General features: G+C 59.8%; 21 protein-coding genes. 15 read left to right on the top strand and 6 right to left on the bottom strand.

What is annotated here, in order from left to right; translation table 11 throughout:
• Positions 1 to 18 precede the first annotated feature (18 nt).
• From ACODS3_RS06185 to ACODS3_RS06165, 5 genes are all read right to left on the bottom strand, one after another.
• The gene (locus tag ACODS3_RS06185) at positions 19 to 759 is read right to left on the bottom strand and encodes a hypothetical protein (RefSeq protein ID WP_489033760.1); all 741 of its coding nucleotides are present in this window, start codon (positions 757 to 759) and stop codon (positions 19 to 21) included.
• Between the two features lie 120 nt (positions 760 to 879).
• Positions 880 to 1,602, bottom strand: coding sequence for a hypothetical protein (locus tag ACODS3_RS06180; protein ID WP_304575766.1), 723 nt, complete (start codon positions 1,600 to 1,602; stop codon positions 880 to 882).
• Positions 1,603 to 1,727: 125 nt separating this feature from the next.
• Complete coding sequence (locus ACODS3_RS06175; protein WP_489033758.1) at positions 1,728 to 2,174, bottom strand: hypothetical protein; 447 nt, start codon at positions 2,172 to 2,174, stop codon at positions 1,728 to 1,730.
• A gap of 353 nt (positions 2,175 to 2,527) precedes the next feature.
• Positions 2,528 to 3,241 (bottom strand): cupin domain-containing protein, encoded by a 714-nt coding sequence (locus ACODS3_RS06170; RefSeq protein WP_489033756.1) that lies wholly within the window; start codon positions 3,239 to 3,241, stop codon positions 2,528 to 2,530.
• A gap of 21 nt (positions 3,242 to 3,262) precedes the next feature.
• A complete protein-coding gene (locus ACODS3_RS06165) occupies positions 3,263 to 4,120 on the bottom strand; it encodes a GNAT family N-acetyltransferase (protein WP_489033754.1) in 858 nt (285 codons plus the stop codon).
• Between the two features lie 228 nt (positions 4,121 to 4,348).
• On the opposite strand from ACODS3_RS06165, the gene ACODS3_RS06160 reads away from it, so the two are divergent.
• The 13 genes from ACODS3_RS06160 to ACODS3_RS06100 all read left to right on the top strand — a co-directional run bounded on the left by ACODS3_RS06160 (position 4,349) and on the right by ACODS3_RS06100 (position 20,783).
• On the top strand, positions 4,349 to 5,821 hold the full coding sequence (locus ACODS3_RS06160) for an aldehyde dehydrogenase family protein (RefSeq protein WP_489033752.1): 1,473 nt from the start codon (positions 4,349 to 4,351) through the stop codon (positions 5,819 to 5,821).
• 397 nt (positions 5,822 to 6,218) lie between these two features.
• The gene (locus ACODS3_RS06155; RefSeq protein WP_489033750.1) at positions 6,219 to 6,887 is read left to right on the top strand and encodes a haloacid dehalogenase type II; all 669 of its coding nucleotides are present in this window, start codon (positions 6,219 to 6,221) and stop codon (positions 6,885 to 6,887) included.
• Between the two features lie 51 nt (positions 6,888 to 6,938).
• Positions 6,939 to 8,213, top strand: coding sequence for an NAD(P)/FAD-dependent oxidoreductase (locus ACODS3_RS06150; RefSeq protein ID WP_304575769.1), 1,275 nt, complete (start codon positions 6,939 to 6,941; stop codon positions 8,211 to 8,213).
• A 93-nt stretch (positions 8,214 to 8,306) separates the two neighbouring features.
• Positions 8,307 to 9,944 carry an ABC transporter substrate-binding protein gene (locus ACODS3_RS06145; RefSeq protein ID WP_201018958.1) on the top strand — a complete coding sequence of 546 codons (1,638 nt, stop codon included), beginning with the start codon at positions 8,307 to 8,309 and terminating at the stop codon, positions 9,942 to 9,944.
• A gap of 32 nt (positions 9,945 to 9,976) precedes the next feature.
• On the top strand, positions 9,977 to 10,933 hold the full coding sequence (locus ACODS3_RS06140) for an ABC transporter permease (protein ID WP_201018957.1): 957 nt from the start codon (positions 9,977 to 9,979) through the stop codon (positions 10,931 to 10,933).
• On the top strand, positions 10,930 to 11,805 hold the full coding sequence (locus ACODS3_RS06135) for an ABC transporter permease (protein ID WP_489033747.1): 876 nt from the start codon (positions 10,930 to 10,932) through the stop codon (positions 11,803 to 11,805). Before ACODS3_RS06140 ends, ACODS3_RS06135 begins: the two co-directional genes overlap by 4 nt.
• 1 nt (position 11,806) lies before the next feature.
• Entirely contained in the window at positions 11,807 to 13,648 is a 1,842-nt protein-coding gene (locus ACODS3_RS06130) for an ABC transporter ATP-binding protein (protein WP_201018955.1), read from the top strand.
• A complete protein-coding gene (locus ACODS3_RS06125; protein WP_201018954.1) occupies positions 13,645 to 13,953 on the top strand; it encodes a (2Fe-2S)-binding protein in 309 nt (102 codons plus the stop codon). The genes ACODS3_RS06130 and ACODS3_RS06125 overlap by 4 nt, the downstream gene beginning before the upstream one ends.
• The gene (locus tag ACODS3_RS06120; protein ID WP_489033744.1) at positions 13,935 to 15,341 is read left to right on the top strand and encodes an FAD/NAD(P)-dependent oxidoreductase; all 1,407 of its coding nucleotides are present in this window, start codon (positions 13,935 to 13,937) and stop codon (positions 15,339 to 15,341) included. Before ACODS3_RS06125 ends, ACODS3_RS06120 begins: the two co-directional genes overlap by 19 nt.
• Entirely contained in the window at positions 15,338 to 16,492 is a 1,155-nt protein-coding gene (locus ACODS3_RS06115; RefSeq protein WP_489033742.1) for an NAD(P)/FAD-dependent oxidoreductase, read from the top strand. The genes ACODS3_RS06120 and ACODS3_RS06115 overlap by 4 nt, the downstream gene beginning before the upstream one ends.
• Positions 16,489 to 17,646, top strand: coding sequence for an acetylornithine deacetylase (argE, locus tag ACODS3_RS06110; RefSeq protein WP_489033740.1), 1,158 nt, complete (start codon positions 16,489 to 16,491; stop codon positions 17,644 to 17,646). The genes ACODS3_RS06115 and argE overlap by 4 nt, the downstream gene beginning before the upstream one ends.
• A gap of 114 nt (positions 17,647 to 17,760) precedes the next feature.
• Positions 17,761 to 19,218, top strand: a complete 1,458-nt coding sequence (locus ACODS3_RS06105) for an NAD-dependent succinate-semialdehyde dehydrogenase (RefSeq protein WP_489033738.1) — start codon at positions 17,761 to 17,763, stop codon at positions 19,216 to 19,218.
• 398 nt (positions 19,219 to 19,616) lie between these two features.
• Positions 19,617 to 20,783 (top strand): AAA family ATPase, encoded by a 1,167-nt coding sequence (locus ACODS3_RS06100; RefSeq protein ID WP_201018949.1) that lies wholly within the window; start codon positions 19,617 to 19,619, stop codon positions 20,781 to 20,783.
• A gap of 31 nt (positions 20,784 to 20,814) precedes the next feature.
• Here ACODS3_RS06100 and ACODS3_RS06095 read toward each other — a convergent pair whose 3' ends face one another.
• Complete coding sequence (locus tag ACODS3_RS06095) at positions 20,815 to 21,744, bottom strand: 2-hydroxyacid dehydrogenase (RefSeq protein ID WP_201018948.1); 930 nt, start codon at positions 21,742 to 21,744, stop codon at positions 20,815 to 20,817.
• 273 nt (positions 21,745 to 22,017) lie between these two features.
• On the opposite strand from ACODS3_RS06095, the gene gabT reads away from it, so the two are divergent.
• Together gabT and ACODS3_RS06085 are read left to right on the top strand one after the other, a co-directional pair.
• The gene (gene gabT / locus ACODS3_RS06090; protein ID WP_201018947.1) at positions 22,018 to 23,322 is read left to right on the top strand and encodes a 4-aminobutyrate--2-oxoglutarate transaminase; all 1,305 of its coding nucleotides are present in this window, start codon (positions 22,018 to 22,020) and stop codon (positions 23,320 to 23,322) included.
• A 77-nt stretch (positions 23,323 to 23,399) separates the two neighbouring features.
• A complete protein-coding gene (locus ACODS3_RS06085) occupies positions 23,400 to 24,056 on the top strand; it encodes an HAD family hydrolase (RefSeq protein ID WP_201018946.1) in 657 nt (218 codons plus the stop codon).
• The last annotated feature ends 24 nt before the right edge of the window (positions 24,057 to 24,080 follow it).

Genomic DNA, 24,080 nt, shown 5'->3' with positions numbered 1-24,080 from the left:
ACGCCGCAATAACAGGGTTCATCCCAACGGATTGAACCCTTCACCCGCGCTGCAATAGCGTTGCTGCGCGGCTTTGCTTGAGTCGGCCTGGGTTCTGTCCCATTGCCGGCCCCAGCTTTTGCATTGCTCCCTGAAATACACCTTCGCGCCTTTTCGGCATTCGCGGTATTCAATCGAGCCCTTGGACCAGTTGGTGCATACGCTGCTGCCTTCGATACGGTTGTCGGTGATACTCCACACCGCTCGGTACGTGCGTTTTTTATCCCATTGGGTAACGGTCGCCCATTCAACGCTTTCCATGCTGGCGCGTCCGGCTTGTGGCTTTTGCTGGTCGGCCTTGTATTGCGCCATGTACCTGTCGGACACCATGCCTTGGGCCTCATGGTTTTGGGTCACTTGGGGGAACTGGCCGAAGCGGCAGGTGGCAACGGCTTCGTCGATGACATTATCCGGGCCTATGCAATCGGCCAGCGGCTGGGGGCGTTGGGTGGTTTGAGCGGTCGGGGCGGGCAGGGCAGCGGGTTGTGTGAGCTGGCGTATATGGGATTGGGCCGATACAGACTTGCCGGCAAATACCTGCAAGGCCCCGCTGTAATGCAGCACGCCATAGCCGCTCAGGCCTATGAAAACCAGCAAGGCCAACAGGTTGCGGTAGAAGGTCGAACTGGTCGATGGGTGGCGTCGCACATAATGCGCCGCGTCTTCCTCATCGGCACTGAAGTGCTCGTATGAGCTGCGTTTGTCTTGCATGGCATCCATTCACTGAGCTGCGCGTCCTGTGCGCTGAGGTCAGAGCGTAAACGGGATGGATGCTGTTTGCCAGTGACGATACAAATGTTAACCGCATGAAGGCGGTTGCTCGTGCAGGGGATGGCTTAGTTATGCTTCTTTACTGTCTGTCGGGTTGGCTGCGCTGTTCTTCACGCTGTTGAAGATTTCCAGAGCTGAACTATCGCCCGATGTCAGATTGGCCACGTAGCCATTGGGGTATTGTGCTTTTTCTATCGGCGGAAGATCGTTGTAATGCGCGAGCATTTCGACCAGTGTGTTGGTGCTCTTGCCGGTTTCGTTGTATTCATCTACGTATTTTTTTGCAATGGCCCTTTTCCATACTTGCTCACGGTCGTTGTTTTCGGAAAAAGCGGCACTTCGTTCGTTGATGGTGTAATCACCACTTTCATCGTAGATGACTAATCTCAACTGATCCTGGGACAAACTGGCAAAAGGATTTGCGCCCGTGCCATTTTTGAATTGTGTCGCTTGTCTGGCTCTTTCCAGCAGTTCGGGATCATCCGTGTCCGGAACTTCGGCATCGTGAATCTTTCGATTCTCGTAGTATTCGGGGCCTGCAAGTTTATAAATGATGCTGGTGGCCAGCTTTCCCAACTCTTTGCTGCCCAGTGTCGAGTCGCGAGATTCTGCGCGAGCGGCACTGTCATTCAACTGTTTGGCCAGTGTTGAAAGGGTCGCTGTATCCGCGTTTTCCGTTGTTGAAGACAGCTCTTTCGGGTCGACAGTGACAGGGGCCACGGAAGCCGTTTTTGCGACGGTCTTGATCGTGTTGCTGGCAAGAAAAGCCGAGATGGAGTTGGTATCGATCATATGTGCTTCCTCGCAGCGGGGCCCTGTCCATGGATCTATCGCCATTGTGTCGGCATGGGAGGAGCAAGCTTTAGTTTTTATCGCAGGAACGTGTGCATCAGGCACTGATGCACACGTGTACAGCCTTATTTCATGGTGAATTCAGCAGACCAGGCGTAGGTGGACAGGTTGGTGACACTTGAGGTGGCTGTGCAGACGGCACCGCCGCTAGGAGTCGCTGTGCGGGTCCATCTCGGGACTTTCACGCCACCCGTTGCGATGGTGTTGGTGAAGGTCGTTGAGAATACACAGACCTTTGTTCCGATGGCGTAGCGAACGCTGGCATAGCCTGAATCGGGCAAGATGGTTTGAACAACATAAGTATCAGAACCGCCGGGAGCGACAATGGCATCGATCGGCTCTTTTACGTACAACAGTGTCGATCTTTCATTGCTGGTAACGACTTTGTGTTCGGCAGGTGCAGTTCCCAGATTCTTGAATGTCACAGTAACCGGTGGACCCGCCTGTGCCGTTGCAGCGACAGCCATTGTGGCGAATGCAAGGGAGGGCAGTAGCAGTTTTGAAAGTTTCATGACGGTGAAGCTCCTTGAGTGAAAGTGTCAACTTCTTGTTGTGTTCTTCATATGAATAAACAAGGCGATGGCCCGCCGTCATGCCAGAGTTTTATGCTGTTACATGTATGGATTCAGAGGCGAGAAAAGTACGGGGAGAAGCTTGGCGGGCAACGAAACATGCACTTTTTTCCTGTGCAGATGCTGATATCAATATTCAGCATCACTCTATCCATGTCAGGTTTGTATCATGGTCGATACAAAAGTGGTAGCCAGTAAAGTGCTTTTTCTGAAGAAATAAAATAATAAGAATTTTTTGTTGCATGCCTGTTGCAGCGCCCTTCGATAACGTGAAGGACGCCTGTTTTTCAATTTCAGGTCACTGCATAAAACTTGCGTACATACACCGTACTTGTCCATTTGCACGGTGCGCCCTGGGCGACAAATACGGTATCGCCCGGCTTTACGTTCAGGGTCGGGCCACCTTCCAGTTGCAGCTCCACGCTGCCTTCGATCAGGTGCATCAGTTCGTGGATCTTGTGCGGGCGGGCGAAGCGTTCGTAAGGGGTTGAGTCCCAGACGCCGATGCGCAAAGTGCTGGCGGTGTCCTCGAAGATGTTGTTGCTGCGACATTGTGGTGCCGTGCCGATCAGGATGCCGGCTTCCGGTGGCGACGACGGGGTGAGCGAAGCGTACTGCTCGATCAGCGTGACGCCCGGTTTATCCGGGCCTGTAGCCTGGGTCGCGGCGCAGAATGCCCACTGGCTGTTCGGTTGTGCTTCGATTTGCAGACTGGTGCCGCGCCCGATCACGGCGCTTTCGCCCGGGCCTGCGGTGATGCTGTCGTCACCCGAGCGCAGGGTGATTGCGCCACGATGGACCACCAGCATTTCGGTGTAGGGGTAATCCTCCACGCTCAACGATTCGCTGAGGTTCACCAGACCGGCAGCAATGCCCTGATCATCAATGAAGGCAATGCGACGCTGCCTGGCAAGCGGGTCACTTGAACTCAATGGGCCGCTGGTGAATTCGGTGTCTACAGGGCTGTTATCGGCATGGGCCAGCAACAAGGCGGTTGGGTGTGACATGTGCGCTGAATCTCCGGGAATCTAGCCGATGGCTTGGGTGATAAGGGCAAATTGACGAACGCCTCGGGACGGCTGCGGCACGGCGCCCATGCTCATGCAGGTCACGCTGTCCACGCGCTTGAGGCCTGCTTCTTCGAGCCATTGCGGCAGACCGCTGTCCACCGGAATATCGATACGCACAAAGGCGTAAGGCACCTTGGCCAACAGTTGTTCGATCAGGTGTCTGGCTTGCTCGACGTCTTCGGCAATCAGCGGGCCGATGCACAGGCCACGGCCAAAAGGTCGCATGATGGCGAAGGCCTTGAGCTGGCCTTCGCGCTCGATGCCCACGGCATGTTCGACATTGTTTAGCACGTCGCCCAGCGTGACCGTACGATCCAGCCCGCTGCCGGCATTGGCCAGCTCCAGCACATGAGGCTTGTCGGCGTCGCTCAACGGGCGACAGTGTTCGCCTGCTTTCAGTGCCGTTGAGGACGGCACTTGCGCCTGCCCCTGACGTTGCTCGACCTCGCCAAAAGCGACGAAGCCCATCTTGGCGTACAAGGGTGCGCCAGCCAGCGTGGCATTGAGAACGACGGTACGTGGTGCGACGCTGCCCACCGCCATTTCCATCAGCTTGCGGCCGACGCCTTTGCCTTGATAGTCGTCGCTGACAATCACCAGCCCGATGGTGGAATAGTCGCCTTGGTGGCAGGCAAAGGCGCTGCCGATCAGCCTGCCGTTATGAATCGCGACAAAGCCTTGGGCGACACGTTGCAGCATGGCCCAGTCTTCCAGGCGATGCGGCCATTTCAGGTCAATGGACAGGTTATGTGCATGGCCGACATCGTCTGCGGTCATGGGGCGATATTCATAGTCGATGCGTTGTTGAGCGAGCATGAGGTATCTCCGTGAAAAGGGATGCACAAGCGATAAAAGTCTGCGGCAGGGTTGCTGTATCCCACCTGTGAAGAGGAGTGGCAAGAGGGGTACAAGCATTCGGCAGATTCAATAATCGCAAGCGCTCCAGACCGCAGTTACTTCTTAAACGGGGTGAAAGGTCGGCAGCAAATGCTTGCGGTTTTTTTCTAGCATGGACACCTCGCTTTTCATTGGCTGGAGTCCTTCATGGATAGCTTCGATCCTCGTGTCATTGCTGTGCGCAGCGCTCATTTCATTGCCGGGCAATACCGCGATGCGCAATCGGGTATGGAGGTGTCTCGTCCCTCCGATGGCCAGGTTTATGCCGAGTTGCCGATTGCCGATGCCGCGCTGGTGGATGAAGCGGTCAGCAATGCCTGGCAGGCGTTCAAGCGCAGCGACTGGGCCAGTCGTCCGCCACGCGAACGTGCCCGTGTCATGCGTCGCTGGGCCGACCTGATCGAAGCCGACGGCGCGGTTCTGGGGCCATTGGAAGCGGTGGGCTCTACGCGCCCGCATAAAGATATGCTGGCCTGGGACATTCCTTATGTGGCCGAAGGTATTCGTTTCTTCGCTGAACTGGCGGACAAGCACGGTGGGGAAGTCGCGGCGACCCAGACGGACCGGCTGGGCATGCAGATTGCTGAACCCTACGGCGTAATCGCCGCCATCGCGCCGTGGAATTTCCCGCTGAGCATGGCGTCATGGAAAGTTGCGCCGGCATTGGCGGCAGGTAATGCCGTGGTGCTCAAACCTTCCGAGCTGACACCTTTTTCTGCCCTGCGTTATGCCGAGCTTGCCGTGCAGGCCGGGATTCCCGCCGGGATCTTCAACGTGGTGCAGGGCGATGGCCGCACCACCGGCGATGCGTTGTGTCGGCATCCGCAAGTCTCGAAAGTGACCTTTACCGGCTCGACCGCGACCGGGTCGAGCATCATGTCGACCTGCGCGCTGGTCGGCCCCAAGCCGGTGACACTGGAACTGGGCGGCAAAAGCCCGCAACTGGTGTTCGCGGATATTCCGGATATCGCCAAGACTGCCCGCACCGTGGCGCTGGCCATTACCGGTAACGCCGGGCAGGTCTGTGTGTCGGGCTCCCGACTGATTATCGAACGCTCGATCATGGCGCCTTTCGTCGAGCATCTTCAGGCGTACTTCAAGGCGCTGCGCCCCGGTCCGACCTGGTCACCGGAAAGCACCCTGTCGCCGATCATTTCCCGCTTGCAGGCCTCGCGTATCGACAACATCGTGCAGCGCTCGCGTGACGCCGGTGCCGAGGTGTTGACCGGTGGCGCCTTGTTCGAGGGCATGGGCGGCGCCTATTACCAGCCCACTTTGCTGACCGGGCTGGACAATCGGAACCCTGCGGTCTGTGAAGAGGTTTTCGGCCCGGTGCTGACCATTCAGGCTTTCGATGACGAAGAGCAGGCCTTGAGCCTGGCTGAACACGACACTTATGGCCTGGCGGCCGGGCTGCATACGGCGGACCTGAACCGTGCCCTGCGCCTGATTCGTCGTCTGGAGGCCGGGACTGTCTGGGTGAATCGTTATGGGCGCAGCAATGATTACATTCTGCCGACCGGAGGCTACAAGCGCTCCGGGATCGGCAAGGACTTGGGCAAGGAAGCGTTTGAAGCCAACCTGCGATTCAAGAGTGTGTTGATCGATATCGCTGGCTGATCGTTTCAAGGTTTTATCGGGCGGGCGCTTCCTGTAGGGGAAGCGCCCGTTTTTGTTTTTTGCTTGCCCTTGTGGGAGCGAATTCATTCGCGAAGAACCCTAGGCCGCCAAAACGCAGTTTCTGCGGCGCAAACCCCCGTGTTTGAGCGATAGCGCCCCGAAAAGGGTCATAAAAGCGCCTGAAACCGGGGTTTGCCCAAGGCTGGAGCGCCCCGCAAAGTCTGCTGAGCGCGCACCTCAAAACGGTGCTTTCTATCAAGCAGCCAGCACTTTTAACGCCATATGCTGATTTCTCGGTGTTGTAATGAAGATGTGCTTCAGCGTGCATCAACGATCTTTTCGACCCGGTTGATTGCGCGTCTTGCCATGACCTCAACGAACTTCAGGACCGCACAAAATGAGCTTTCTTCGACCAAAATTCATTACGTTCGACTGCTACGGCACGTTGACCAATTTCCATATGGGCACCATGACCCGTGAGCTGTTTGCCGACCGTGTTCCTGTCGAGCAGATGGACCAGTTCGTGAAGGACTTTTCGGCCTATCGTCTGGATCAGGTCATGGGTGAGTGGATGCCGTATGACGAAATCCTGAAGGTCGCCCTGGCACGTACCTGCAAACGCTGGAACGTCGAGTACCGTGGCGAAGGCCAGATTTACTACGACGCCGTTCCAACCTGGGGTCCGCACGCTGATGTGCCGGCCGGTCTTGCGAAGATTGCCGACAAGATCCCGCTGGTGATTTTCTCCAACGCCAGCGACAGCCAGATCATGTCCAACGTCGACAAGCTCGGCGCTCCTTTCCACAAGGTTTTCACTGCCGAACAGGCTCAGGTCTACAAGCCGCGTCTGGCGGCGTTCGAGTACATGCTCGACAACCTCGGCTGTGGCCCGGAAGACATCTTGCATGTGTCCTCCAGCTTCCGTTACGACCTGTTTTCAGCCCACGACATGAAGATCAAGAACAAGGCATTCGTAGCCCGTGGCCACGAACAGCCAGCCAACAGTTTCTATGAGTATCACCAGATCCCGGACATCGGCGGTCTGGCCGGGTTGGTCGGCCTGTAAACACGGTATTTCCAGGGTGCTTCAAACCCAGCAAGCGACAAGGAGAACGAGATGCACAGTGAGTCCTACTGGCTCGATACTGCCCCAGCCTTTACCGGTGCCCAGGATGGCGCGGTAGAAGGGCAGGCAGATGTGGTGATTGTCGGGGGCGGTTTCACCGGACTCGCGGCAGCTCGTGCCTTGGCCTTGAAAGGTGCCAGTGTGGTGGTTCTGGAGGCGGGTCGAGTCATCGGCGAAGCCTCCGGGCGCAATGGCGGGCAGTGCAATACCGGCGTTGCCCAGGACTATGCGGCGTTGAGCCAGAGCCTGGGCGCCGATCAGGCCCGTGAGTATTACAAGGCGTATGAAAGCGCGGTGCAAAGCGTTGTCGACGTGATCGAGCAAGAGAACATCGCCTGTGACATCAAGCGTAACGGCAAGCTCAAGCTGGCTGCCAAACCCGGTCATTACGAAGGGCTGGCGCGAACCTGCGACCTGATCCGTCGTGAAGTGGATGCCGATGTCGAGTTGCTCTCTGCACAGGATGTGCGCTCCGAGATCGACTCGGCCGAGTTTCATGGCGGCCTGCTGCAACGCAATGGTGTACAGATCCATGTCGGGCGTTTTGGTCTGGGCCTGGCCGATGCCGCGGTGCGGCACGGTGCGCGGGTTTATCAGAACGCAGTGGTCAAGGACTGGAAAGCCAGCAAGAACGGCTTTGTGGTCAATACCTCCAGAGGTTCGATTCAGGCCGGGCAAGTGCTGCTGGCAACCGGCGCTTGCCAACACGGTGGATTGGGTTGGTATCGGCGTCGCATCGTTCCGGTCGGCAGTTTCGTGATTGCCACCGAAGTGCTGCCTCAGGAATTGATCGACCGTCTGTTTCCGAACCAGCGTGCCTATGTCACCAGCCGTTTGATCGGCAACTATTTCCGCCTCACGCCGGATAACCGTTTGCTGTTCGGAGGTCGTGCGCGCTTTGCCATGTCCAACAGCAGTTCCGATGCCAAGAGCGGCAAGGTGCTTCAGGCGGCCATGGTGCAGATGTTCCCGCAACTGGCACACGTGAAGGTCGATTATTGCTGGGGCGGGCTGGTGGACATGACGTCCGACCGTCTGCCGCGTGCCGGCGAGCATGGCGGGGTTTTCTATTCGATGGGCTATAGCGGCCATGGCGTGCAGATGTCGGTGCATATGGGCCAGGTCATGGCAGAGGTCATGGAAGGCAAGGCGCAGGCAAACCCCTGGCGTGACCTGAGCTGGCCGGCGATTCCCGGACACTTTGGCAAGCCGTGGTTTCTGCCACTGGTGGGCGCGTATTACCGCTATCAGGACAGTCGCTACTGAGTTTTTGTTTCACCGTCGTCGTGTGTGCTTAAAGGACGCTCCGGCCAACCGTGAGCAACTCGGACATTCCCCTTTTCGACAGGTAGAACTGATATGGCTGACAAGAAAACCGATTCCCCATTGATTTCAGGCCAAGACAGCCTGCGGGTTTTCGAGGGACTCAATCGCGGTCTGTCGCGCCGTGATGCATTGCGCATGCTGGGCGTCGCGGGTGTCGTGGCGGCAGGCTCCACCAGCCTGTTCGGTGCGGCGGGGAAAGTGTTTGCCGATGACGACGCGGCACCCGTGAAAGGCAAGCCGGGCGGACGCATTCGTGTGGCAGGCATGTCCAGCTCCACGGCCGATACCCTCGACCCGGCCAAGGGGGCGCTGTCCACTGACTATGTTCGCCACTTCATGTTCTACAACGGTCTGACCCGCTTCGACAGCCATCTGGTGCCGCATCCGGAGCTGGCCGAGAAGATCGAAAACAGCAACGCAACGGTGTGGACCATCACCTTGCGCAAGGACGTCACGTTCCACAACGGCAAGTCGCTGAGCGCCGCCGATGTGGTGTTCTCCCTGTCGCGCCACAAGGACCCTGCCACCGGCTCGAAAGTCATGCCGCTGATGGCGCAGTTCGCCGAGATCAAGGCGACCGGCCCGCTGGAAGTACAGATTACCCTGAGTTCGCCAAACGCCGAGTTGCCGTCGATCCTGGCGGTTTCGCACCTGCTGATCGTGCCTGAAGGCACCACCGACTTCAGCAAGGGCATCGGTACCGGCCCGTTCACGGTCAAGGAATTCACGCCAGGCGTGCGTTCCGTCAGCGCCCGCAACCCGAACTACTGGAAACCGGGCCTGCCATACCTGGACGAGATCGAGTTCATTGCCATCGGCGACGAGCCATCGCGGGTCAACGCGCTGCTGTCCGGCGATGTGCATATGATCAACGAGGTCAACCCGCGCTCCACCACCCGCATTGCCGCCAGTGCCGGTCACCGTGTCGTGGATGCGCCGTCGGGCAACTACACCGATCTGATCATTCGCCAGGACCAGATGCCGGGCAAGAGCCCCGAATTCACCGAGGCCATGAAGTACCTGCTCGATCGCGAACAGGTCAAATCGGCGGTGTTCCGTGGTTATGCCCGCGTGGGTAACGACCACCCGATTGCGCCCGGTTCGCGCTACTTCAATGCCGACCTGCCGCAGCGCGTGTACGACCCCGAGAAAGCCAAATTCCTGCTCAAGAAAGCCGGAATGGAAAAAATCACCATGCCGGTTGCCGCATCGCCCGCCGCGACGGGTTCGGTGGACATTGCCGTGCTGCTGCAACAGTCGGCCAAGCAGGCCGGGCTGACCCTCAACGTCAACCGCCTGCCCAGCGATGGCTACTGGTCCAACCACTGGATGAAGCACCCGCTGAGCTTCGGCAACATCAACCCGCGTCCCAATGCCGATGTGATCTTCTCGCAGTTCTTCCAGTCGTCCGCGCCGTGGAACGAGTCCGCCTGGAAGAACGATCAGTTCGACCAGTTGCTGATGCTGGCCCGTGGTGAAACCGACGACGAGAAGCGAGCGAAGATGTATGGCGACATGCAAGCGCTGGTCAGCCAGCACTGCGGTATCGGTATCCCCGTGTTCATCAGCAATATCGACGGTGTGGACAAGCGCATCCAGGGTTATTCCAGCAATCCGCTGGGTGGCTTCATGGGTTACATGTTCAGCGAGCAGGTGTGGCTGGACGTGTAACAACGGTTGTGGACTGATGCGGGAGCAGGCAGATGAATAGCAACACATTCTGGCTGATCGTCCAGCGCCTGGGCGCTGCGATCGTGACCTTGTTGATTGTTTCCGTGGTGGTGTTCGCCATCACGGCAGTGTTGCCCGGCGATGCGGCGCAAGCCGCTCTCGGGCAGTTCGCGACCCCTGAACAGGTTGCGGCCCTGCGCATCAAGCTGGGTCTGGATCAGCCGGGTGTGGTGCGTTACCTGCAATGGTTGATGAACCTGCTGGGCGGGAATATGGGCGAATCGGTGTCCAACGCCATGCCTGTGACCGAGCTGATTGCCGGACGCTTCCCCAACACCCTGATGCTGGCGGCCACCACGGCGCTGGTATCGGTGCCGGTTGCTCTGACGCTGGGCATCGGCTCGGCAATGGGCCGTGGCGGTCGCCTGGACAGCGCGCTGAGTTTCATCACCCTGGCTCTGGTGGCCGTGCCCGAGTTTCTGGTGGCGACTCTTGCTGTGTTGATCTTTGCCGTGAACCTGGGCTGGCTGTCTGCGTTGTCCTATGCCAGCGATGTCAGCTCGCCGCTGCAATTCATCCGCACCTATGCATTGCCTGTGATGACCCTGTGCTGCGTCATTGTCGCCCAGATGGCACGCATGACCCGCGCTGCCGTTATCGACCAGCTCGACAGCCCGTATGTGGAAATGGCCCGGCTCAAGGGCGTTAGCCCGACGCGCATCGTGCTGCAACATGCCTTGCCCAATGCCATCGGGCCGATTGCCAACGCCGTTGCGTTGAGCCTGTCTTACCTGCTGGGCGGCGTGGTGATCGTCGAGACCATCTTCAACTATCCCGGCATTGCCAGCCTGATGGTCGATGCCGTGACCAACCGGGACATGGCGTTGGTGCAGGCCTGCACCATGCTGTTCTGCTCGGCTTATCTGGGGTTGGTGTTGCTGGCCGACCTGTGTGCAATCCTTTCCAATCCGAGGCTGAGAACCCAATGAACAATATCATTGTGAAATCGACGCCAGCCGCGCCGGACCTGGCGCTTGGCAAAATTTCCCATGGGCCTTCGTGGCTTGGCCTGATCGGCGCGGCGATGTGTTTCATCTGGTTGCTGGTCGCGGCGTTTGGCCCATGGCTGGCGCCGTACTCAGTAGGCGAAGTGGTTTCCGACAACGTGTTCGACGCCATCAGCGCCACGCATCTGTTCGGCACCGATTATCTGGGCCGTGACATGCTCAGTCGGGTGCTGGTGGGCGCGCGTTTCACCATCGGTCTGGCGCTGGTCGCCGCGATCCTGGCCAGTGGTATCGGAACGCTCTGTGCCCTGCTTTCGGTGGTAGCGCCCAAATGGCTGGATGAAGTGATCAGCCGTCTGATGGATGCTTTGATCTCGATCCCCAGCAAGATGCTCGCGCTGATCATGGTGTCGGCCTTTGGTTCGTCCATCACGCTGCTGATCTGCACGGCGGTGCTGAGTTTCATGCCGGGTGCTTTTCGGATTGCACGCAGTCTGGCGGTGAACATTGAGGCGCTGGAATACGTGCAGGTAGCCCGTACCCGTGGCGAAGGGCGCATCTACATTGCCTGCCAGGAAATCCTGCCCAACATGCTCAACCCGGTGATGACCGATCTGGGCCTTCGCTTCGGTTTCATCGTGCTGTTGCTCAGCGGCATGAGCTTTCTGGGGCTGGGCGTTCAGCCACCGGACGCCGACCTGGGCTCGCTGGTGCGCGAGAACATTGGCGGGCTCAATCAGGGCGCTCCCGCCATCGTGATTCCGGCATTGGCCATCGGCACGCTGACTATCGGAGTCAACCTGTTTATCGACCGGCTTTCATCGAGTCGCAGTCGCCGCGCAGGAGGTCGATGAGATGAGTGAATTGATAAGTGTCCAAGACCTGCGGGTCGTTGCCAGTGGCGAGCAGGGCGAAATCGAGATCGTCAAAGGCGTGAGTTTCGCGTTGGAAAAAGGCGAAGTGCTGGCGCTGATCGGTGAGTCCGGTTCCGGCAAGACCACCATCGCTCTGGCGCTGCTGGGTTATGCGCGACGTGGTTGTCGTCTGGCCAGCGGCGTGGTGCAGGTCGGCGAGCACGACATGCTCAGTCTTCCGGAAAAGCAGTTGCAGGGTTTGCGTGGCAACCGTGTTTCCTACATTGCGCAAAGTGCTGCCGCCGCTTTCAACCCGGCCAGGAAACTGATCGACCAAGTGATCGAAGGCGCGTTGATTCATGGCCTCGGCACCCAGGCGGCGCTGGAAGCCAAGGCTATCGAGCTGTTCCGGGATCTGGCACTGCCTGACCCGGAGCAGATCGGTGAACGCTATCCGCATCAGGTGTCGGGCGGCCAGTTGCAGCGGGTCATGGCGGCCATGGCGCTGATCAGCGACCCTTTGCTGGTGATTCTCGACGAGCCCACTACGGCGCTGGACGTGACCACTCAGATCGACGTGCTGCGGGCTTTCAAGCGGGTGGTGCGCGAGCGTGGCGCGACGGCGGTTTATGTCTCCCATGACCTGGCGGTCGTGGCGCAGATGGCGGATCAGATCGTGGTGCTCAACGGCGGGCAGATCATCGAAAAAAGCAGCACCACGGCGTTGCTCAAAGGCCCGGGAGAAGCCTATACCCGCAGCCTGTTGGCCGCCGCCCGGCCAGACGCTACCTTGAGCCCGGCCAGTGAGGTGGCCAAGGACAGCGTGCTGCTGACCATCAAGGGCATGACCGCCGGCTACGGCAAGAAGAACCTGCAAGGCATGCCGATGATCCGCGTGCTCGAAGACATCGACCTGACCGTGCGTCGTGGCCAGGCCATCGGCGTGATCGGTGAGTCCGGTTCGGGCAAGTCGACCCTGGCGCGTGTGGTTGCCGGTTTGCTGGACCCGGCTCGCGGCAGCCTGGTGTTCGATGGCGCTGAATTGTCCGGCACCCTGGCCGGGCGCACGGAAGACCAGTTTCGACGCATTCAGATGGTGTTCCAGAACGCCGATACCGCACTTAATCCGATGCATAGCGTGAGCACGATTCTGGCCCGACCGCTGAAGATGTACTTCGGCCTCAAGGGGCAGGCTTTGCGTCAACGCATCGACGAATTGATGGATCTGGTGCGCTTGCCCCGTGAGCTGGCCGAGCGCCGTCCCAACGAACTGTCCGGCGGGCAGAAGCAACGAATCAACCTGGCCCGCGCTCTGGCGGCCAAGCCGGACCTGATCCTCTGCGATGAAGTGACCTCGGCGCTGGATACTGTGGTCGGCGCAGCCATTCTTGAACTACTGGGTGATCTGCGACGCGAGCTTGGGGTTTCCTATCTGTTCATCAGCCATGACATATCCACCGTCCGCGCCCTGTGCGATGACATCGTGGTGATGTACAGCGGCCACAAGGTCGAGGAGGGCAGTTGCGAGTCCTTCAGCAAGGCACCTTTCCATCCTTACACGGACTTGCTGGTGAGTTCGGTACCGGAACTGCGCCAAGGCTGGCTGGAAGAGTGTTCTTCCACCTGTGGCAAGCTGCCGTCGATCAGTGCCCCGGCCAATAATCCGGAGCTTTGCACTTTCCTCAATCGTTGCCCGGTCCGTGTCGAGGGGCTGTGCAACAAGACTGCACCCGCTCGCCGCCAGATTGGTGGTGGCAGCGAAATCCTTTGTCATCGTGACAGCGCTGAATTGCAGGGCGCACAAGAGAACCTGAATAACGTGACCGTGGGAGCCTATGCATGAAAGGGCGTTTCGTAAGGTTGGGCGAGCGTGATCGGCCCACTGTCAGCCTGAAAGTCGATGGCTTGCCCGTCGAAGCCTTGCAGGGCGACACCCTGATGGTCGCCTTGCTGACCAAGGGCGCGGCATTACGCCAGTCCGAATTCGACTCGGGGCGTCGTGCCGGTTTCTGCCTGATGGGCGCCTGCCAGGATTGCTGGGTATGGACCCGCAGCGGCGAGCGCCTGCGCGCCTGCTCCAATGAAGTCCGCGAGGGGCTTGATATCGTCACTACACAACCGGAGGCGACATGGCCACTTCACGGTTAGGCGTTGCAGATCCCAAGGCTGCCAGGGTCGTCATCATCGGTGCCGGGCCTGCCGGAACCCGCTGCGCCGAGACGCTGCTGGCGGCGGGCCTCAAGCCGGTTCTGATCGATGAAAACCGTCGTGATGGCGGGCAGATCTATCGGCGTCAGCCCGAAGGTTTCAAGCGCGACTATTCGGCGCTTTATGGCACCGAAGCGCCCAAGGCCCGTGCGCTGCATGAAAGCTTCGACCGCTTGCGTTCACAGATCGACTATTGCCCCGACACGCTGGTCTGGAACCTGACGCCCGGCCAGTTGTGCTGTGTCAGCCAGGGCCTGCATACCGTTCAGGATTTCGATGCACTGATCTTGTGTACCGGCGCCACCGACCGCCTGATGCCGATCAAGGGCTGGCAACTGGCAGGGACTTACAGCCTGGGCGGCGCGCAGATTGCCCTCAAGGCGCAGTCGGTATCCATTGGCAGCCGGGTTGTGTTCATGGGCAGCGGCCCGTTGCTGTATCTGGTCGCCAGCCAGTACGTGAAGGCCGGTGCCGAGGTGGCGGCGGTGCTCGACACTTCTCCCTTCAGCAAGCGCATCGGCGCACTGCCCAAACTGATGGCGCGTCCGGGTTTGCTGTTCAACGGTATGAAACTGCTGGCTCAGCTTTACCGCGCCAAGGTGCCGGTACACATGGGTGTTCAGCCGGAACAGATACTGGGCGACGCTCAAGAGGGCGTCAGCGGTGTGCAAGTGCGGTTGGCGAATGGCACGTCCTTGAGCGTCGAGTGCGATGCGTTGGCGCTGGGTTACCACTTGCGGCCTGAAACCCAACTGGCCGATCTGGCGGGTTGCCAGTTGCGCTTCGATGAGGCTTCCGGGCAATGGCTGCTGGCCGTCGATGAAGAAGGCCGGACCTCGGTCAAAGGCGTCTACGCCGCAGGCGATGGCGCGAAGATTCGCGGTGCCGACGCTGCCGAGCAGGCTGGACGCCTTGCGGCGCTGGCTCTGTTGCAGGACCTGGACCTTCCCGTGGACCAAGCGCTTCAGGCCGAGGTGCGCAAGGACCTTGAAGTCATGGATCGCTTTCGTGTCGGTCTGGCCGAGGCCTTTCCGTGGCCAGCGACCCAGGCTCAGGCATTGCCCGATGATGCGATTGTCTGCCGCTGCGAGATGATCAGTGCTGGTGAGTTGCGGGGTGTCGTTCGCCAGAAAGGCGCCTGCGAGGTCAACCGCGCCAAGGCGTTCAGCCGGGTCGGCATGGGGCGCTGCCAAGGGCGTTATTGTTCCCAGGCGGGCGCTGAAGTGATCGCTGCCGCTGCGGGTGTGCCGGTCGAACAGGTGGGGCGTCAGCGTGGGCAGGCTCCGGTCAAACCCTTGTCCATGCTCACAGATGAGGTGGTGTCATGAAGCAGCCGAAAGTCGATGTGCTGATTATTGGCGGTGGAATCATGGGCTCGGCTTCGGCCTTTTTCCTGCGCCAGCGCGGCCAGTCGGTGACCTTGCTGGAGCGCGACATGATCGGTCAGTACGCCAGTGGCGTTAACTTTGGCAATGTCCGCCGTCAGGGTCGTTTCCTCGGCCAGCTGGAGTTGTCCAACCGCTCCTGGGCATTGTGGAAGCGCTTGCCGGAACTGATCGATGACGACCTGGAGTTCATTCCCTCGGGGCACATGCGTGTCTGCTACCGCGAAGACGAGATCCCGGAGCTGGAAGCCTATGCCGCCGCGTCCGAAGCCCGCGAGCTGGATCTGCAGATCTACAGCGGCAAGGAGTTGCATGAGCGCTTCCCGTTCCTGGGGCCTGACGTGAAAGGCGGTTCCTACGCCCCCCACGACGGTCACGCCAACCCGCGTCTGGCTGCGCCGGCCTTTGCCCGTGCAGCGATTCGGGCTGGCGCGCGCATCGAGGAGCGGACTGAGGTCGCCCATGTGCAAAAGGTCGGGAGCGAGTTTGAAGTCACCACCACCGATGGCCGGGTCTTTACCGCCGACAACCTGCTGATTACTGCTGGCGCCTGGGGCCAGAAGCTGTCCGAACAGTTCGGTGAGCCAGTCCCGCTGGACACCCACGGCCCGCAAATGGCTGTGACCGAACCTGTGCCTTACGCCCTGCCGACAGTGATTGGCGTGTACACGAAGATTGCCCACGAAGTGATCTATTTCCGGCAGATCCCGCGGGGCAACATCATCATCGGCGGTGGCTTTCGCAGCAAACCGGACATGATCAACCGAAAGGCCTATGTCGAGCCGCGCAGCATCATCAATCAGGTGCAGCAGATGCGCCGGTTGCTGCCGGGCGTGGGCAACCTGAACATCATTCGGGTGTGGAGCGGCATCGAAGGCTATACGCCGGATTCGTTGCCGGTCATGGGCCGCAGCGGCGCGGTGGACGGGTTGTTCTATGCTTTCGGCTTCTGCGGTCACGGCTTCCAGCTCGGTCCGGGCGTGGGTGACGTGATGGCTGAATTGATCAGCACTGGCAGTACCTCCACCTCTATCAGCCCCTTCGACATTCGCCGTTTTGCCATGGTGAACGAGCAAGCGAGTAAAGCCTCATGACGCCCCGCGCACTGGAAATCCTCAAGCGACTGATTGCCTTCGATACGGTGTCGTCGGAGCCGAACATGGCCCTGATCGAATACGTTCGCGACCTGCTGGCGAGCAAAGGCATCGAGTCATTGATCGTCAAGGACGAGACGGGCAAGAAAGCCAACCTGTTTGCCAGCACCGGTCCGCGTGACCAGCCGGGTGTGTTGCTGTCTGGCCATACCGACGTAGTGCCCGCCGCCGGGCAGGCCTGGACCGTGCCGCCGTTTGAGGCGACGGTACGTGACGGGCGGATTTATGGCCGTGGGACCTGCGACATGAAGGGCTTCATTGCCCTGGCCATCGACGCCATGCTCGATGCGGCGGACATGACCCTCAGCCGCCCGCTGCAACTGGCGTTGTCCCACGACGAAGAAATTGGCTGTGTTGGCGTGCGACGTTTACTGGATGTCTTGCATCTGGCGCCGCTGCGGCCCTTTCTGTGTGTGGTGGGTGAGCCGACCATGATGCAGTTCGCCATCGGCCATAAAGGCAAAAGCTCCTACCGGACCTTTTGCCGTGGCCAGGAAGCGCATTCCTCGCTGGCACCGCGCGCGGTCAATGCGATTCATCTGGCCAGTGATTTCATTGCCGAGCTGCGCAAGAGTCAGGCGCTGATCGAACAGCAGGGCTCGCGGGACGACGGCTATGACATTCCCTACAGCACCGTGCATATCGGCCGTATCGACGGCGGCAAGGCGCTGAATATCGTGCCGAACCTCTGCACCCTGGAGTTCGAGTACCGCAACTTGCCGGGCGATGATCCCGATCTGCTGCTGACGCAATTGCGTGAGCGGGCCGAAGTGCTGGTGCGCGAGGCCAAACAGCTGTCCGGCGTGGCGGACATCGAGATTGAAATCATGAACGAATACCCGGCGCTGGAGACGCACCCAAGCGTTGAGGCCGTGCGCCTGTTGCATGCCTTCGCCGAGCCGGGCACGCAGCACATCAAGGTTTCGTATGGCACTGAAGGTGGTTTGTTCGCTGGGCGACTCAATGTACCGGTGGTGGTGTGTGGGCCGGGTTCCATCGAGCAGGCGCACAAGCCCGACGAGTTTATCGATGTAAGCCAGATGACGGCAGGCGAGCGCTTTTTGCAGAACCTGTTGGGCTCGTTGAAGCAGTAGAGGCTGCCGTGAGAGGGCGAATTTCAGCATCCGACGCTGCTGGTTCGCCGCTTTCAGCATCCTGGACTGTGGCGGCTGCTTAGACTGGCAGTCATCCCGGAACAGGACTCGATCATGCTCAAGAATCAGTTGAAAGACCCCAGCCTGCTGGTAGAACGCGCTTACGTCGATGGGCAGTGGATTACCGCCGATGACGGCGCAACCTTGACTGTGACAGACCCGGCGACGGGCGAAAGTCTGGCGCTGGTGCCGGCCCTGAACGGTGCCGAGACACGGCGCGCCATCGAAGCTGCCGAGCGTGCCTGGCCAGCCTGGCGGGCACGTCCTGCCGCCGAGCGTGCCGTGTTGCTGGAGCGCTGGTGTCAGGCCATGCTCGACAACCTTGAGGACCTGGCGCTGATCATGACCCTTGAGCAGGGCAAGCCGCTCAACGAATCCCGTGGTGAAATCCGCTATGGCGCCAGTTTCGTCAAATGGTTCGCCGAAGAGGCGCGCCGCTCTTATGGCGAAACCATCCCCACGCCCAGTGCCGACCGTCGCTTGATGACCCTCAAGCAACCCGTGGGTGTCTGCGCTGCGATCACGCCCTGGAACTTCCCCAACGCAATGATCACCCGCAAATGCGCCCCGGCATTGGCAGCGGGTTGTCCGATTATCGTCAAACCGTCGGACCTGACGCCGTTGTCTGCTTTAGCGCTGGCGGTGTTGGCCGAGCGCGTGGGGATTCCCGCAGGCGTGTTCAACGTCATTACCGGTTTGCCCACCGGCATTGGCGAAGAACTGACCGGCAACCCGGCAGTGCGCAAGATTTCCTTTACCGGCTCGACGCCTGTGGGTCGTCTGCTGATGCGCCAGAGCGCCGAGCACATCAAGCGCCTGAGCCTGGAACTGGGCGGTAATGCGCCGTTTATCGTGTTCGACGATGCCGATCTGGAGCAGGCTGTGGCGGGCATCATGCTCAGCAAATTCCGTAATGCCGGGCAGACCTGCGTCTGCGCCAACCGCATTCTGGTGCAGAACGGTATCTATGACCGCTTTGCCCAACGGCTGGTGGAAGAAGTCGCCAAGCTCAAGGTCGGTAACGGACTGGAGGAGGGTGTCACCATTGGGCCGCTGATCAACACGGCGGCAGTGAACAAGGTTGCCCGACATATCGACGATGCCCTGAGCCAGGGCGCGAAGCTGCTGTACGGTGGTCTTCCGGATGGCGATAACCAGTTCGTGCAACCGACCGTGCTGGGCGATACCCATGCCGGAATGCTGCTGGCGAACGAAGAAACCTTCGGCCCGGTTGCCCCGCTGATGCGCTTTACCGACGAAGCCGAGGCGCTGGCCCTGGCCAACGCCACGCCGTATGGGCTGGGTGCTTATTACTTCACCCAGGACCTGCGCCGCTCATGGCGTTTCGGTGAGGCGCTGGAGTTCGGCATGGTCGGGCTCAATACCGGGATCATTTCCATGGAGGTCGCGCCTTTCGGCGGGATCAAACAGTCAGGCCTGGGCCGCGAAGGCTCCAGCTACGGGCTGGACGAATATCTGGAAGTGAAGGCGTTTCATGTGGGCGGGTTGTAGGCCTGATACCGATCAGTGAAGGGATGGCTGTCGCTCCACCAGCGCATTGGCCGTTCCCGTATCTGGCAGGCACAAACGGGTTGGATTGTCAGGGAAGTTTCATGCAGAAGATATGGATTGGTCTTTCGGAATCGTCACATTTTTTGAGCTGCACCCATCGTGGGAGGGAGCTTGCTCGCGACGAGGCCGGTGAAGTCAGCACACATTTCAGCGCCCGAAAGATGGCTTTGCGGCTGAAGCCACTCCTACCGGATTTGCGGTGATTCTGTGGATACCTTCAATGAAGTCGCCAGCATGCTGCCTCCCATAAAGTACTTCTACAGATCAGAACACCGGTTGCAGTGCTTCAGACCGGTGGGCGATAGTGCGGCTCCATGGACTCAGGAGCTGCTTCACCGATGCTGAAAACTCTGGCCGTTGCCAACTATCGTTCGATCAATAATCTGGTTGTGCCCTTGGGGAGGCTCAACCTTGTTACGGGTGATAACGGGAGTGGCAAGTCCAATCTCTACAAGGCTTTGCGGCTATTGGCGGAGACGGCTCAAGGCGGTGTGGTGGAAGCCTTGGCCCATGAAGGCGGACTGGACTCGACCTGGTGGGCCGGTCCTGAAGTGGTCAGCCAGCGTATGAAAAAGGGCGAAGTGCCTCTAGAGGCATCCGTGCGTCGAGAGGCAAAGCGCCTGCGCCTGGGGTTTGCCACCGAGGACTTCGGTTTTGCCATTTCCCTGGGTTTGCCGGAACCGCTGCCGTATCCCACCGCTTTCATGCTGGACCCGGAGATCAAGCGGGAATGCATCTGGGCCGGGCCGTTGTACCGGCCGGCTTCCCTGCTGGTGGATCGCAAGGGGCCTATGATCCGTGCACGTCAGGGCCGGGAATGGGACATCCTCCAGCAACATGGGCAGCCGTTCGACAGCCTGTTCGCTCAACTGGGCAGCCCGAGAAATTTTGCTGAAATCGCCGAAATGCGTACGCTCATAAAGGGCTGGCGTTTCTACGACCATTTCCGCATAGATCGGGATGCCCCGGTTCGCCAGCCACAATTGGGTACCCGCACACCGGTGCTGCATCACGATGGGCGCAATCTGGCGGCGGCCTTGCAGACCATCATCGAAGTGGGCGAAGTGGAGGATTTACAGCCAGCACTTACCGATGCATTTCCCGGAACCCGTCTGGAAATCGACGCCACGCCGGGAGGTTTGTTCAGCTTGCTCCTTCATCAGCACGGGCTGCTTCGACCGCTGACGGCGGCTGAGCTTTCGGATGGAACGCTGCGTTATCTGCTGCTCATGGCCGCACTGTTGACACCGCGACCACCGTCGATGATGGTCTTGAACGAGCCGGAAACCAGCCTGCATGTCGACCTGTTGCCCGCCCTGGCGCGATTGATTATCCGCGCCTCGGAGCGTTGTCAGGTCTGGGTGGTGTCTCACTCAAGCATCCTGATAAGAGAGCTGAGCCGCCATGAAGACTGCCAGAAAATCGTCCTGCAAAAGACCTTGGGCCAGACCGAAGTGCAAGGCCAGAGGCCATTGGATGCACCCGCGTGGCATTGGCATGATTAAGGTTGTGTGGGGGTGAATTCATTCGCCAAGGCTAATACCCCTGCCCGCGATCCACTTGCCCCTCCATCGGCTCGCCTCTTTCAAAGCGCCGAATGTTTTCCAGCAGCCCCGCAAACGCGCTTTCCGGTTGGGTCATGGCGGCAATATGGGGTGTCAGCAGAATCTTCGGGTGTTTCCAGAACGGGTGATCGGTTGCTGCCGGTTCCTTTTGCAGCACATCCAGCACGGCTGCGCTGAGCTGGCCGCTGTCCAGCGCCTCCAGCAGGTCGTCCTCCACCAGATGCTTGCCGCGACCCATATTGATCAGCGCCGCGCCCTGCGGCAGGTGCTTGAACAGGTCGCGATTGAGGATGCCTTCGGTCTGTTCTGTCAGGGGCAGCACGCACAGCAGGATGTCGCATTGCGTCAGGAAAGCAGGTAGTTGTTCGGTGCCAGCATGGCAGTCGACGCCTTCGATACGATGCTCGCTGCGTGCCCAGCCTGACAGGGCAAAACCAAAGCCTTTCAGGCTCGACAGAATGTGCTGCGCTTGCAACCCGAGCCCCATGACCCCGATGCGCCTTTTATGAGCCGGGATCAGTGGATGAGCCTGCCAACGGCCTTCGATCTGCTGTTGACGATAGCGCAGCATTTCACGATGCAGGCTCAGCACGGCGAAGCAGGCGTATTCGCACATGCCCTGACTGATGCCGGGGTCCAGCAGGCGCACCACTGGCAGTGATTGCGGGATACGGCTCAGGTCCAGTTGATCCACACCGGCTGACAAGGCGAACAGCACCTTGAGATTGGGCAGCACCTGTTCCAGATCATCGGGAGCCAGCCAGGCCGCCAGATAGTGGATGTCCTGCGGGTCGCCAATGTCCGGCCATGCGCGCCATTCGATATCGGGAGCATGCTCGGCAAACAAGGCTTTCCAGCGTTCGCCGCGGGCAGGATCGGCTTTATAGAGCAGGGCGGGCATGGGCATTTCCTGAGCGTGAAAGTGGGCCTCCATCATGCCTCAAGGCTGGAGCAGGATCTGTTGAAAGAGGCACCGCAAAGGGGCGGCTCAGCCTGTAAACAGGGCGTTGCGCGGCAGATTGCATGGCCAGAAGGAATCTGCCGTTTGCAAGGGTGAAAACAGTGGATATGGGCATCTGAGACGGCAAGTTCGGCTTAGATCGTTTCGCTGAACGCTTAACCTGAACAACATCGCAACCACCTGCCGGTTGCCCGGTCCACTACAGGTAAAGTCATGAATAGCAAAGTCGACGAAACACCTCATCTGCTCCGTCAGCGCGATCAGTTCGTACCCCGTGGTGTGGTCACCGCTCACCCGTTGGTCATCGAGCGCGCCCAGGGTTCCGAATTGTGGGATGTCGATGGCAAGCGTTATCTGGACTTCGTTGGCGGCATCGGTGTGTTGAACATCGGCCACAACCATCCCAATGTCGTCAAAGCGGTGCAGGGCCAGCTGGAGAAGGTCACCCATGCCTGCTTTCAGGTCGTTGCCTATCAGCCCTATCTTGATCTGGCCAGGCGCCTGAGCAATCTGGTGGCAGGTGAAAGTGCTATCGAGCACAAGGCGGTGTTCTTCACCTCCGGTGCCGAAGCGGTCGAGAATGCTGTGAAGATCGCCCGTGCCCACACCAATCGCCCGGCGATCATCTCGTTTCGTGGCGGTTTCCATGGCCGCACCTTGCTGGGCACGACCCTGACCGGGATGAGCCAGCCGTACAAACAAAACTTCGGCCCTCTGGCACCTGAAGTGTTCCACACCCCGTATCCCAACGAATACCGTGGTTTCACCAGCGAAATGGCCCTGGCCGCGCTGCATGAGTTGCTGGCCACGCAGGTTGCGCCGGATCGCGTGGCAGCCATCATCATCGAGCCTGTGCAGGGCGATGGTGGTTTTCTGAGCGCGCCGGTGGCGTTTCTCAAAGCGCTGCGTGCCCTGACCGAGCAACACGGCATTGTCCTGATTCTCGATGAAATCCAGACCGGTTTCGGCCGGACCGGCAAATGGTTCGGCTTCCAGCACGCAGGCATTCAGCCCGATCTGGTCACGGTCGCCAAAAGCCTGGCTGGCGGCTTGCCGCTGTCGGGTGTGGTCGGCCGTGCCGGGATCATGGATGCACCGCTTCCGGGCGGCCTGGGTGGCACATACGGCGGCAACGCTCTGGCCTGCGCCGCAGCGCTGGCGGTGATCGATACCTACGAGCAGGAAGAACTGCTGGAGCGTGGCGAACAACTGGGGCAATACCTGCGTGCCGGCCTGCTCAAGCTGCAGTCCCGTTATTCCTGCATTGGCGACGTACGCGGCCCCGGTTTCATGCTGGCGATGGAAATCGTCAAGGACGACGCCGAGCGCAGCCCGGACGCGGACCTCAATCAGCAACTGATCGATCAGGCTCGCGTCGGCGGCCTGCTGGTCATCAAGTGCGGCGTTTATCGCAACGTCTTGCGCTTCCTCGCGCCGCTGGTGACGACTGAGGCTCAGATCGATGAAGCCTTGACCATCCTCGATGCTGCCTTGGCACGAGTATTGAAGTCCAAGTAGTCGCTCAAGCCTGGTCGCGCAGATATGCACACTGCGCGGCCGTTGGGACTGAATGTTTAATGGAGGCTTGACCTGTCATGGGGCTGACTGATTACCGAGCACTGTTGATCGACTGCGATGAAGTTCTGGTGGACCGTGATTCCGGTGTCTGGTCGGCGTTGCAGCCATTGTTGGAGCACAGCGCTGAAAAACCCGACAAGGAGCAGGTGCTGGCGGCATTCAGTGAGGTGGTGAGTGCGCTTTATCCGCGTTTTGGCGAGCTGGGTTTCAGCGGTTTGCTGTGTTTTGCCCATCGCCAGTTGTCCGAGCGTTTCGGTGCCCGGGCCACGTGGGAGGAGGGTATGGCTTTCGCGCGGTCAGTGGCCACCTGGACCTTGTTCGAGGATGCGCCGGGTGCCATGTTGTACCTGCGCAAGTTTTACCGGTTGCTGGTTTATGCCGATCGCGATGCACAGGATCGAAATGCCTTGTGCGAGCGTTTGGGGCTGGAGCCCGACAGCTTGTTGTCGCTGACCACTCATCCGCTGGATGATACGAGCTGGCTGGCCGGGATGGATCTGGCCCCCAGTGAAACCTTGCTGGTGTCCCGGCCTCCGGCGTCAGCGCTGGGCAACGGCGGCCTGTGTCTGATCCGTCGCAACCGTGCCGAACATCGCCAGCCTTGCACTGCCGATCTGTGCATCAACAGCATGGCTGACCTGGTGGCGCAGCATCAGCTGTCTTTAAGGCGCTGATTTTGCTAGAAGAGAGCTTTGGTG

This window comes from Pseudomonas sp. FG43 (assembly GCF_057809175.1).
Note: the sequence above shows the minus strand (reverse complement) of the source record. Positions and strands in the feature narration are given on the sequence as shown.

Coding starts and splice junctions, on each gene's coding strand:
- ACODS3_RS06185 (WP_489033760.1), bottom strand. CDS start 759: ATGGATGCCATGCAAGACAAACGCAGCTCATACGAGCACTTCAGTGCC.
- ACODS3_RS06180 (WP_304575766.1), bottom strand. CDS start 1,602: ATGATCGATACCAACTCCATCTCGGCTTTTCTTGCCAGCAACACGATC.
- ACODS3_RS06175 (WP_489033758.1), bottom strand. CDS start 2,174: ATGAAACTTTCAAAACTGCTACTGCCCTCCCTTGCATTCGCCACAATG.
- ACODS3_RS06170 (WP_489033756.1), bottom strand. CDS start 3,241: ATGTCACACCCAACCGCCTTGTTGCTGGCCCATGCCGATAACAGCCCT.
- ACODS3_RS06165 (WP_489033754.1), bottom strand. CDS start 4,120: ATGCTCGCTCAACAACGCATCGACTATGAATATCGCCCCATGACCGCA.
- ACODS3_RS06160 (WP_489033752.1), top strand. CDS start 4,349: ATGGATAGCTTCGATCCTCGTGTCATTGCTGTGCGCAGCGCTCATTTC.
- ACODS3_RS06155 (WP_489033750.1), top strand. CDS start 6,219: ATGAGCTTTCTTCGACCAAAATTCATTACGTTCGACTGCTACGGCACG.
- ACODS3_RS06150 (WP_304575769.1), top strand. CDS start 6,939: ATGCACAGTGAGTCCTACTGGCTCGATACTGCCCCAGCCTTTACCGGT.
- ACODS3_RS06145 (WP_201018958.1), top strand. CDS start 8,307: ATGGCTGACAAGAAAACCGATTCCCCATTGATTTCAGGCCAAGACAGC.
- ACODS3_RS06140 (WP_201018957.1), top strand. CDS start 9,977: ATGAATAGCAACACATTCTGGCTGATCGTCCAGCGCCTGGGCGCTGCG.
- ACODS3_RS06135 (WP_489033747.1), top strand. CDS start 10,930: ATGAACAATATCATTGTGAAATCGACGCCAGCCGCGCCGGACCTGGCG.
- ACODS3_RS06130 (WP_201018955.1), top strand. CDS start 11,807: ATGAGTGAATTGATAAGTGTCCAAGACCTGCGGGTCGTTGCCAGTGGC.
- ACODS3_RS06125 (WP_201018954.1), top strand. CDS start 13,645: ATGAAAGGGCGTTTCGTAAGGTTGGGCGAGCGTGATCGGCCCACTGTC.
- ACODS3_RS06120 (WP_489033744.1), top strand. CDS start 13,935: ATGGCCACTTCACGGTTAGGCGTTGCAGATCCCAAGGCTGCCAGGGTC.
- ACODS3_RS06115 (WP_489033742.1), top strand. CDS start 15,338: ATGAAGCAGCCGAAAGTCGATGTGCTGATTATTGGCGGTGGAATCATG.
- argE (WP_489033740.1), top strand. CDS start 16,489: ATGACGCCCCGCGCACTGGAAATCCTCAAGCGACTGATTGCCTTCGAT.
- ACODS3_RS06105 (WP_489033738.1), top strand. CDS start 17,761: ATGCTCAAGAATCAGTTGAAAGACCCCAGCCTGCTGGTAGAACGCGCT.
- ACODS3_RS06100 (WP_201018949.1), top strand. CDS start 19,617: ATGCTGAAAACTCTGGCCGTTGCCAACTATCGTTCGATCAATAATCTG.
- ACODS3_RS06095 (WP_201018948.1), bottom strand. CDS start 21,744: ATGCCCGCCCTGCTCTATAAAGCCGATCCTGCCCGCGGCGAACGCTGG.
- gabT (WP_201018947.1), top strand. CDS start 22,018: ATGAATAGCAAAGTCGACGAAACACCTCATCTGCTCCGTCAGCGCGAT.
- ACODS3_RS06085 (WP_201018946.1), top strand. CDS start 23,400: ATGGGGCTGACTGATTACCGAGCACTGTTGATCGACTGCGATGAAGTT.